At 34.0% G+C, this 9,839-nt stretch carries 12 protein-coding genes; 4 read left to right on the forward strand and 8 right to left on the reverse strand.

Going from position 1 to position 9,839, the window contains the following annotated elements; translation table 11 throughout:
* Nucleotides 1–363 precede the first annotated feature (363 nt).
* Nucleotides 364–747, forward strand: a complete 384-nt coding sequence (locus RUH74_RS23650; protein ID WP_313805189.1) for a DUF488 domain-containing protein — start codon at nucleotides 364–366, stop codon at nucleotides 745–747.
* 741 nt (nucleotides 748–1,488) lie between these two features.
* On the opposite strand, the gene RUH74_RS23655 is transcribed toward RUH74_RS23650, so the two are convergent.
* Entirely contained in the window at nucleotides 1,489–2,049 is a 561-nt protein-coding gene (locus RUH74_RS23655) for a GNAT family N-acetyltransferase (protein WP_313805192.1), read from the reverse strand.
* A gap of 3 nt (nucleotides 2,050–2,052) precedes the next feature.
* Nucleotides 2,053–2,964 (reverse strand): DMT family transporter, encoded by a 912-nt coding sequence (locus RUH74_RS23660; protein WP_313805195.1) that lies wholly within the window; start codon nucleotides 2,962–2,964, stop codon nucleotides 2,053–2,055.
* Between the two features lie 199 nt (nucleotides 2,965–3,163).
* Here RUH74_RS23660 and RUH74_RS23665 point away from each other — a divergent pair, with 199 nt between their 5' ends.
* Together RUH74_RS23665 and RUH74_RS23670 are read left to right on the forward strand one after the other, a co-directional pair.
* Nucleotides 3,164–3,859, forward strand: a complete 696-nt coding sequence (locus tag RUH74_RS23665) for an MgtC/SapB family protein (protein WP_313805198.1) — start codon at nucleotides 3,164–3,166, stop codon at nucleotides 3,857–3,859.
* 134 nt (nucleotides 3,860–3,993) lie between these two features.
* A complete protein-coding gene (locus RUH74_RS23670) occupies nucleotides 3,994–4,149 on the forward strand; it encodes a hypothetical protein (RefSeq protein WP_313805201.1) in 156 nt (51 codons plus the stop codon).
* Between the two features lie 91 nt (nucleotides 4,150–4,240).
* On the opposite strand, the gene RUH74_RS23675 is transcribed toward RUH74_RS23670, so the two are convergent.
* The 5 genes from RUH74_RS23675 to RUH74_RS23695 all read right to left on the reverse strand — a co-directional run bounded on the left by RUH74_RS23675 (nucleotide 4,241) and on the right by RUH74_RS23695 (nucleotide 8,409).
* Nucleotides 4,241–4,723: a tetratricopeptide repeat protein gene (locus RUH74_RS23675; protein ID WP_313805204.1), complete on the reverse strand. Its 483-nt coding sequence runs from the start codon at nucleotides 4,721–4,723 to the stop codon at nucleotides 4,241–4,243.
* A 91-nt stretch (nucleotides 4,724–4,814) separates the two neighbouring features.
* Nucleotides 4,815–5,513 (reverse strand): Type 1 glutamine amidotransferase-like domain-containing protein, encoded by a 699-nt coding sequence (locus RUH74_RS23680; protein WP_313805207.1) that lies wholly within the window; start codon nucleotides 5,511–5,513, stop codon nucleotides 4,815–4,817.
* Between the two features lie 278 nt (nucleotides 5,514–5,791).
* Nucleotides 5,792–7,237, reverse strand: coding sequence for a serine hydrolase domain-containing protein (locus RUH74_RS23685; RefSeq protein WP_313805210.1), 1,446 nt, complete (start codon nucleotides 7,235–7,237; stop codon nucleotides 5,792–5,794).
* Between the two features lie 67 nt (nucleotides 7,238–7,304).
* Nucleotides 7,305–7,859, reverse strand: a complete 555-nt coding sequence (locus RUH74_RS23690) for a TetR/AcrR family transcriptional regulator (RefSeq protein WP_313805213.1) — start codon at nucleotides 7,857–7,859, stop codon at nucleotides 7,305–7,307.
* A 139-nt stretch (nucleotides 7,860–7,998) separates the two neighbouring features.
* Nucleotides 7,999–8,409, reverse strand: coding sequence for a carboxymuconolactone decarboxylase family protein (locus RUH74_RS23695; RefSeq protein ID WP_313805216.1), 411 nt, complete (start codon nucleotides 8,407–8,409; stop codon nucleotides 7,999–8,001).
* Nucleotides 8,410–8,529: 120 nt separating this feature from the next.
* On the opposite strand from RUH74_RS23695, the gene RUH74_RS23700 reads away from it, so the two are divergent.
* Nucleotides 8,530–8,970 carry an Lrp/AsnC family transcriptional regulator gene (locus RUH74_RS23700; RefSeq protein ID WP_313805219.1) on the forward strand — a complete coding sequence of 147 codons (441 nt, stop codon included), beginning with the start codon at nucleotides 8,530–8,532 and terminating at the stop codon, nucleotides 8,968–8,970.
* A gap of 119 nt (nucleotides 8,971–9,089) precedes the next feature.
* Here RUH74_RS23700 and RUH74_RS23705 read toward each other — a convergent pair.
* On the reverse strand, nucleotides 9,090–9,839 hold a 750-nt coding region (locus tag RUH74_RS23705), incomplete at its 5' end, for a DUF3231 family protein (protein WP_313805222.1).

Genomic DNA, 9,839 nt, shown 5'->3' on the forward strand with positions numbered 1-9,839 from the left:
CCAATAAAGAGTAAGATTAGCTCTTAAGTTTAAAACTTGAATTAACGTTGACGTTTTTTGTTCGTTCAGTTTTCAAAGAGCAATATTGGTATTTTTAACCTGCCGCATAGAAGCGACTTTATTAATATATCACAAGTCCTTATTTTTAGTCAATAACTTTTTTCGAACTATTTCATCTGCAAATCATATTGTTTTATAAGGACGAGAACTAATATAACATGTACAAAAAATGTTTGCAATATAATTTTTTTGTTTTTTCCTCCCTCTTTATCAAAAGAATAATTAAACCTTCTGTTCCTGCTTCATGTATATTAAATGTAATACACACAATCGCCTATTTTCTATAAATTCAGGAGGTAAGTTATGGCTGAGATTTTATTGAAAAGAATTTATGAACCCTATGATCAAATGGATGGCTGTCGTATCTTAGTCGACCGTCTATGGCCAAGAGGCTTTTCTAAAGAGGATGCAAAATTGGCATTGTGGGCAAAAGAATTAGCACCGAGCCATGAACTTCGAAAATGGTTCGGTCATAAAATAGAATTATATGAAGAATTCCGAAACAAGTATCTCGAAGAACTTAAAACAGATCCTATCAAGTCCCAATCCTTTGAAAAGATCTATCAAATCGCTTTATCGAAAAAAATTACTCTACTTTATGCTGCAAAGGATCCACTTCATAACAATGCATGCATTTTAAAAGAAGAGTTACTTAAGAAGGCTGCAGCATATCCGAATGAATTTTAACTTTTCATCTCCTAAAAATTGATTAATGATATTCAGCGAGTTGAAGTTGCTCTGCATGTATATTCACAAACTTATTAACAGCAAAAATACGTAAAGAAAAGTAATCCACCGCTTTATCCACAAGCTGTGGATAGTATTATCCGGTTTATCCACAAAAAAACAGCTGTGAGCTGCTGCTGACAATCAAGTATAAAACTGTCGGTCTGCTTAATTCCCCTGCGCCGATTATTACTTCGTACATAAAGAATTGATCAATGATCAAACCGACCATTTATTTATTGCATAAACGACACCCCAACGTGTAAATATAGGTCTGCTCCATTTTCCTGACAGGTTTAACTTCGTATATAAAGACTTGTTCCATTAATCAGAACGCAGATTTATTTTTACATAGTAAAAGAATCAGCTATCCTCATTCTTTTACTTATGCTAGAAAGGTATAGGAATAAAAGTTCATGCATATGATCTACTAACTCTATCTTTTTAGAAAGGTGTGATTCCTGCTGGAAACAACCGCACTCTATATGTCGGTGATTATGGCAGTATTTTTATTCTCCTATTCATATATAGAAGGATTGAAAATAGCTAACACAGAAGGAAAGGTATATGGAGGAACTTTCATATTATCGGTAACAGCTGCATTCATATTTTCCGGTCTTACACATGTTTTTATATAATGCCAGCTAAAAAAGCTTGAGGATAACAGGATTCCCTCAAGCTTTACTCATTTACATTAAATATCTAACGTATATTTTCTTTTAAAACCGCAGCAATAGCAGCATCTACAAATTCCCCTTTTTTCAAATACCGCTTTTTTAATATTCCTTCAAATACAAAACCATTTTTCTCCAGGACTCTCCCAGACGATCCATTCCTTGGATCATAGAAGGCTTCTATTCTATTAAGCAGCATATGATCGAACCCATAGTGAATAACTGCTTCAATCGCTTCAGTCATTATTCCTTTTGCCCAAAAGCTTGGGTGCAGTTCATAACCAATTTCTGCTTTGTAATGCTTCTCTTCAATTGCATGAAACCCGCACGTCCCAATTAACTGATCATTCTCCCGTAATGTGATCGCCCAGCGAATCTGTTTTCGTTCTGAATATCTTTGATGAAACCTATGAATAAGATCCTCTGCTTGTTTTTCAGAAGTAAACGGTTCTAAATTATAGTATTTTGTCACTTCGCCTTTTGAAAAATAACTGTACATATGGGGTGCGTCACGTAAATGAATTTCACGTAGTAATAGTCTATCGGTCTCTAGCAAAGGAAAATCTATAAAAGCTGATTCAATTCCCATCTTTTACTCCCCAATCACTTTTTTCTTCATTTCCTTCATTCGTACTCTTCGCTCATCTATTAAAAATAATGAAACTCCGCCAATAACAATGGCTCCTCCTAGAGCCTGTGTCCAAACAACATTCTCTTGTAATAAGTAATAAGCTAAAATCGCTGCGCCAACTGGCTCAAACAATATGGCCATTGAAATCGTTGATGTACTTAGCCATTTTAAAGACCAATTAAATAATGTATGGCCAAGTAAATTAGGAACAAGCGCTAATAGAATAAAATAGACCCAATCACTCGTAGCATATGGAACTAAAGGTTCTTGTCTAATTACAACATAAATTAGAAGTGTAATGGCGCTAATGCTGTAAACGACAAATGTATATGTAACTAATGATAATCGCTTCCTTACAGATTGGCCAAACATTAAATACGCTGTTACTAATGCACAAGCAATTAAAGCCAGGAAATCGCCAAAAAGGGCAGATCCGCTAATTTTAAAATCTCCCCAGCTTATAATGACACTGCCGATAACTGCAACTAGTCCGCTCAAAATTGCTTTCCAAGAAAACTTTTCTTTAAAGAAAAAGTAAGTCCCTATAAAAGCAAATAGCGGCTGCAATGTCACCAAAACCGTCGAACTTGCAACTGATGTGTAATTTAATGATTCAAACCAAAGAATAAAATGAAAAGCTAAGAAAACGCCCGCAACGATTGAGAAGATCCAATCCCGTCTTGTAATAAGACGCAGCTCGGGAACATATTTTATTAGGAATACCGGTAACATAAATAGAACAGAAAAAAACATCCGGTAAAACGCAATTACTCCAGATGGAGCAGTTGATACTTTAACGAGGATAGCCGAAGTAGAAACGGATATGACCCCTATTGCCAAAACCGCATAAGGATTTACTTTTGTTCCTGACATTTTGTATTCTCCTTGTTTCATATTGCTATAAATTATATTCTATTTTATATCTTCCAAATACTTTTTTCTATGATTTATTTAAATATCAATACGTAACTCTATTTCATTAAACCATTTACATTAAGTGGTACAATGGAAAGTATCAACTACCGATACGCCATATCTTGCCTTTTCAAAATACTTTAAAAGCGGGGTTATCATGAGTAATTTAGAACTGGAAATTTTAATTAAATTAGGGATATCCGCTTTTCTTGGACTCGTTATTGGCATTGAACGCGAACTAAAAAGAAAACCTGTAGGATTAAAAACAAGTCTTGTTATCTCCATTGTAAGCTGTTTGTTGACAATTGTATCAATCGAGTCAGCATATGCGTTTCCTGGAAAAGAGGGAATCAACATTACAATGGATCCGCTGCGACTCGCTGCACAAATTGTATCAGGAATAGGTTTTTTAGGAGCTGGAGTCATTTTAAGAAGAGGAAATGACAGCATCTCTGGCCTTACCACTGCGGCATTAATATGGGGGGCAGCAGGGATTGGCATTGCTGTTGGTGCCGGCTTCTATATCGAAGCAATGGCCGGAGTTGCCTTATTAATTATTAGTGTAGAATTTATTCCATTTATTATCACACTTGTTGGTCCAAGAAAGTTAAGAGAAAAAGAAATTACCCTTCATCTTAAAGTAACGGATAAAGAAAGTATTGAAAATATTTTATCCTCCATCAAGGAATTAAAAATATCTATTAAACGAGTACGAATTAAAGATTTGGAAGAGAAGAAGCATCTCATTCAGCTGATCGTAACTGTGAATCAGAAAAAAAGTATTACTGATGTTTATTATAGTGTTTCTAATTTAAAAGGGGTTAAGAGTGTCGAGGTTGAGAGCTTAAGTTAGTATTGGATAAAAACTTAGTCCAACTCATTAAATTTCTACTATGAATGACTTAACTAACTCTTTGTATCATTCAGGAATACTTCAATGTATTAGGAGCATTCTATTCTAATGAAGTGTTTAGGAGGTGATACAAATTGTCACATCAAATAAGAGGGGACAGAAATCAAAAAGGCAAATCACCTGATCATAAACAAGGCTCAGGAACCGAATACCACAGAAAACATGCAGACCATTTAGAAGGCTATGGCCAACCATACCCTGATAGCGCGGAACATTCAAGAAACCAATAATCATTCTTATGACATTAAACAACCCTTGGATCAAGGGTTGTTTAATAATTTTTAAAGAAACTCATTTTTAATGTATATCATTTCATGCCTATTACCAAATTTCATCTAATTTATCCGAATAGAAATCAATTGCTTTTTTATAGCTAATAATTTCAGGATTGTTTGTTGTATCTATTAAACATTTTAGTAACAGTTCCATCGCTTTACTATGTTGATTCAAATTATATAATGTCATTGAATAAAACGTTTGAATGGCTTTATTATTAGGGAATAATTCAATCCCTTTTAGAAAGGTAACTTCTGATTTTTCATATTCTCCTAATGTGCGATATGTACTTCCTAATCCCAATAAAGCTCCTTCCAGCTCCTTTGAAGATAGCCCTAACTTGATTGCATTTTCATAGAATGGAACGGCTTTCCCTTCTTCTCCTAACAAGTCAAAACTCCAAGCACATTGATAATTAATTGTCGCATCCTCTGGAAATGCCTCTGCCAATTTTACAAGTATTTCGTTTGATTCTTTGTAATGCCCATTCTTCCGTAAAAGAATAGCATTTTCTAACTCCTTTTCCATCCCTAACCTCTCCTTTTCCTTCAGCTGCTTCCTTACTTGATTTTCCTAAAAAGCGATCTTCACTCTTGAAAATTCACACCCGATTGTTTATTTATTTTGAACCTAAGTATTCCGTTTCAAGTTCAATTTCTTTGATTTGCTTATCAAAGTAAACTTTATATGCCTTAGCATTGGGCCTTGAACTTACTATTTTGTTAACCTCGTCCTCTATATAATGAATGGCTACACCATCATCTGCTGCTAATCCAGGTTTAATTATATTTGCGGTCAAAAGTTCGTGATAAGAAGGTCTTCTATCCTTTTCACCATCGTAATGCGGGCAATTACTGCCTTTTAAAAATCCTAAGCATGTTAAAGGTTCAAGCTTATCCCCATAGGAATCAGTAACTCCTTCTTCAAACCAGCAGATAGAACCTGCACTGATACCAGCTAACACAATACCTTGCTCCCATGCCTTTCTCAAAATCTTATCCAATCCCCATTCTTTCCATAAAGCTAATAAATTCTTTGTATTTCCGCCACCAACATAAATGATATCTTTTTCTAATACAAACCCCTCTATATCTCTTGTAGGTGGTTTAAATAAGGACAGATGTGAAGGCTGGCACTTTTGTTTTTCAAAAAACTCATAAAACCTTTTTATACTAACTTCTGAGTCTCCAGTTGCAGTAGGTACATAACAGATATTTGGCTTTATTTTACAAGACTGATTTAAAATATATAAATCTAGCAATGGATTCTCTGGTTCCATAGAGAATCCCCCGCCACCAAGCGCGATAATTTGTCTCATTTTCTACTCCCCTCCAAAATTAAATTTAAATATTCTCTTCATCTAATGATGATTCCTTGTTTCATAGATATACTCATTTAGTAAAAGCTGCATTAAAATAAAGAAAAGCCATCCTCCTTGACGAAGAATAGCTGACTCTGCATTGTTTAATAGAAAATTCAATCAATCTTTCTAAATCTCTTGATAAAATTATTCCTTTTCAAGAAACCGGCAAAAATGAAACCCTCTCGTTTAAAGGTATCTCTTTCTCCAAATCAAAGTTTTAGCATCATGAAATCTCAAGTGTAACAAGAATTAGTTACTTTCATTTCTTGTTTCCTCTTGTATGCCATTACAATCATTAAGAATCCATAAATAGCAAGAACCCCAACGGAACTTAAAATAAAAATTGCCGTTATGAATGAATAATGATAAATGGTATGCCAGGGAGCATCAAATAAATAGGCGACTATTGGTATTAAAACAAATGAGCAAATAAGAAGGAAAAATCCAGCTATATTCCAATACATATATTGAAAGTTAGTTTTTTTCTTCAAACGATTCAAGCTCCAAGTTCCACATAAGACGAACAGAATCGTTACTAACAATGGTATCCATTGCATTTGATAATTCATCTTAACTAATTCAGGCATCTGTCCCTTTTCCATGATTGTTTTAATTCCTTCTCTCATAGAAAGAGTGAACATCACTTCAGTAAAATCATTCTTATTCGTCAGCAAAATAAATCCATAATCATTCTTATGATTTATAAACAATTCAGCTCTTGAATCAGGTGTTTCTCCCCCATGAAAAATATAAGGATCCTTATCGTCAGTAGAAATTCTCCATCCTAGACCATAATACATCTCATCTTTTCTATGAACTTGAGGAGATATGTACTCGTTAAATAATTCTTTTGATAATAGATCCTCATTATTTAACATGAATAATAAAAACTTGGCCATATCATCAGTGGAGGATGCAGTATATCCATACGGAGCACCACTGTCATCATAAGTAATTTTACTTTTTATTGGATTTCCAAAGAATGAATGATATCCCGGTTGATAACCAAGTTTTGAAGCTTCTTCAAAAGTGGATACGGTACGATTCATACCAAGACTCGTATAGATTTCGCTATCCATAAATTCAGAAAATGTCTCACCTGTAATTTTTTCTATAATTCTTCCTAAAAGCAGATAATTTGCCGCACTATATTGATGAACTGAACCGGGTTCATAATTAAGTTTTACATTATTTAGTTTCTTTACCGATTCACTAATGGCTTTTTCCCCTCTTAAATTTTGATCTGCTATTTTTAACCCTTCATAAGAACTAATTCCACTCGTATGAGAAAGTAAGTCTCTAATAGTAATATTTTTATCAAACCCATTTAGATTGTAATGAAAGGAGGGGAGATAGTGATTTACTTCCTGATCAAGGTCAATCATTTTTTTCTCCACTAACCTCATAATGGCAAGACTGGTTAAAGGTTTACTAACTGAACCTATTGTAAACAGCGTGTCTTCTGTTACAGGTTTACCATTTCCCTGGACTCCCCAGCTTTTTTGAAACAAAAGATTTCCTTCTCGAACAATTGCGAGCGAGGCACCTGGAATTTGATACTCATCTAAAGCTTGTTCCATATACGTTTCAATTAAATTAATTTGTTCTTGACTGTCTGCATTTATTTGTATGGGAAAAATAAGAATGAAACATACGAATGCGAAAATAAATTTTTTCATTGTCTATCTCCTCTTTATTTGATGTTGTTTGGTTAACCAACCAATTTAATCCTAAAAAATTTGAAGTCTATTTCTCCAAATAGACCTCAAATAAATCTTCTAGTAATTGATAGGCTTTACCCGAATCAAAGGTTGGATCGATAATCTTTTGAAGAGCCAGACCATCAAAACAAGCTAAAAGTATACTTGCAAACATTTCAGGATCTCTATTACTTTTGCCAAGTTTTTTTATCGGTGCAGATAAACTATCTCTCCCATCTTTCAAAATCTTTGCTGCTTCTATTTGCAGTTCGTTACTCTTTAGTCCAAGTGAATAAATTTCGTAACGCCACTTATACCAGTCTGGGTCTGTTTCTGCCCTTGTTTTTATCTCTTCTAAAGCTTTATGCAGTGATAAGGAATTCACATCTTCATTTTTATACAGTTGATGATACTTCGCTTGAACATGCTTTTGAACAGAGATCAGCACCTCTAATTTATTTTCAAAATAATAATGCACTAACCCCGGAGCTACATTTGCTTCATTAGCAATATCTTTAATTGAAGCATTTATATAGCCCTTTTTAGCAAAAACGATATAAGCTGCTTCAATTATGCGCTGTTTCTTATTTTCCTTACTCATAATCCCACCTCTTTTAATTGGTTGACCAACCAAATTATATAATTGATATATTTACTAGTCAATTTTCTTTTCAATTGTCCATAATATAAAGAAAGAAAGGGACTGATTCGGTCCCTTTCTCATTCATTAAAGACTACGTCTAAACAGCTTCTAATTTCATCATTGCACCAAAATACTGTGAAGCACTACTAAAGGCAATAAATGCACATAGTTCACTTATTTCCTCTTCACTGAAACATTCTCTTAATATTTTAAATGTTGACTCCTCGATTTGTCCCCTCATTTTTAAAAATACTTCAGCAAAGCCAACTGCCATAGCTATTTTTTCATTAAACTGGTCCGGCTCAGGTTTTCCTTTCGCCTTACAATACTCACAACCATTGCCTTGTGCTAATGTTCGTCTGACTTGCTCCTTTAATGCAGCAGAAAGCAATCCATCCTTTTCTAACACTTCTCCTAAGGATACCCATGCCTCCATTACCTCTTGATTATGTCCTAACAATCTTTGAAAGGGAGTTTCCCCCAAATTAGATTCTACAATCCTTGCCATAAAAGCACCTCCTTGATATATTAATTATAAAAAACAAAACTACTATTTTAAATTAAATATCTAACATAAAATGAGTTAAAATGTATAAAATTTAATAAAAATGGAGTGTTTACATTAAAAATGAAAATTGATGAGATTGATAAAAAAATAATAGATGAATTACACAATAATAGTCGTTTATCAATGAGTGAACTAGGACGAAGGATTAATTTATCATCCCCATCTGTAACGGAGCGAGTTAGACAGATGGAATCATTTGAATTAATAAAAAAATACACATTAGAAATTGATTATGGGGCAATAGGTCTCCCTATTCAATGCATTATAGAGGCAACGGTTAAAAATGGGGATTATCAATCCTTTAAAAGGTATATTGAAAAACTTCCAAACGTAGAATTTTGTTACCGTATTGCTGGAAATGCTTGTTATATGCTGAAAATGAACTTTGAAACTTTTGCTAAAGCGGAAGAATTTATTGATACTGTCAGCCCATTAGCACAGACGGTCACACATTTTATTTTTTCAGAGGTTTCTACAAATCTAAAATTTGCTACAGAGTAATTTATTTAAAAAACTATCGAAAAGCACATTTATGACCGTTTCATCCCACAGAGGAATAGTTCCCATCAAAAAAGGCGATCTTTTATTAAGATTCGCCTTTTTACAATAGATATTTTCGTTTATTTCTTCGAACCCTTAGACAATGATTGTCTATCAATAGCTTCTGGTTGTTTCTCCATCCACCCATGTTTAACCATAATTTTATAACACATCATCCCTGCCTCCATGGCATGATTAAATACGGAATAGTAATTTAAAATAATATCCGAGCGATAGCTGGAACCTAATGCAGCCCCGTAGTAAGAAAGAGCCGCATTGACTAAAAATGCTGCGTGAAACATAAGCAATTTGTCTGAAAATGGACTTACTGTGGCCTCTGTAATTTCAGCATCCCATCTTTCAGGAATTGGCAAGTGTTCTTGTTGTAATATAGAGTCAAAACTTTGTACATCTTTCTCTGCTAATTTAACATTTTTCTGCATAAAATTACGTACTTCTTCCAGCTTCGCCACCTGACTGAAAGCTAGACTTAGCGACAAAACAAATCCTGTTTTCTTTGAATTAAAGAAAATTGTACTAAGTTCTGAACTATTGAGTGGCCTTTTGTCACCAATTAAGTTAGAAACGATTCCTGTAGATTCAATGAATTCCCTTCCCGAAGACGAAGGTATACCAGGTACACTTGAGAAATTGGGATGCGTTTTAGACAATGCCATGATTTCTTGAAACAATTCTTTAGCTGTTACTGTACATTCAAAGAAATAATCTTGAATATCTTTTCGTTCTGTATTGGTTATTGCTAGGCTATAAGCGGTCAACCCATGAATCGTCATAATATAGGAGTAAAAAAGTAAATATTGGTCAGAAAA

The sequence above is a fragment of the Cytobacillus sp. genome, from assembly GCF_032154635.1.
In the GTDB taxonomy this organism is placed as follows: Bacteria; Bacillota; Bacilli; order Bacillales; family Cytobacillaceae; genus Cytobacillus.

Excerpts from the sequence above, each read along its gene's own strand:
- RUH74_RS23650 (WP_313805189.1), top strand. The coding sequence starts at position 364 with ATGGCTGAGATTTTATTGAAAAGAATTTATGAACCCTATGATCAAATG.
- RUH74_RS23655 (WP_313805192.1), bottom strand. The coding sequence starts at position 2,049 with ATGGGAATTGAATCAGCTTTTATAGATTTTCCTTTGCTAGAGACCGAT.
- RUH74_RS23660 (WP_313805195.1), bottom strand. The coding sequence starts at position 2,964 with ATGTCAGGAACAAAAGTAAATCCTTATGCGGTTTTGGCAATAGGGGTC.
- RUH74_RS23665 (WP_313805198.1), top strand. The coding sequence starts at position 3,164 with ATGAGTAATTTAGAACTGGAAATTTTAATTAAATTAGGGATATCCGCT.
- RUH74_RS23675 (WP_313805204.1), bottom strand. The coding sequence starts at position 4,723 with ATGGAAAAGGAGTTAGAAAATGCTATTCTTTTACGGAAGAATGGGCAT.
- RUH74_RS23680 (WP_313805207.1), bottom strand. The coding sequence starts at position 5,513 with ATGAGACAAATTATCGCGCTTGGTGGCGGGGGATTCTCTATGGAACCA.
- RUH74_RS23685 (WP_313805210.1), bottom strand. The coding sequence starts at position 7,237 with ATGAAAAAATTTATTTTCGCATTCGTATGTTTCATTCTTATTTTTCCC.
- RUH74_RS23690 (WP_313805213.1), bottom strand. The coding sequence starts at position 7,859 with ATGAGTAAGGAAAATAAGAAACAGCGCATAATTGAAGCAGCTTATATC.
- RUH74_RS23695 (WP_313805216.1), bottom strand. The coding sequence starts at position 8,409 with ATGGCAAGGATTGTAGAATCTAATTTGGGGGAAACTCCCTTTCAAAGA.
- RUH74_RS23700 (WP_313805219.1), top strand. The coding sequence starts at position 8,530 with ATGAAAATTGATGAGATTGATAAAAAAATAATAGATGAATTACACAAT.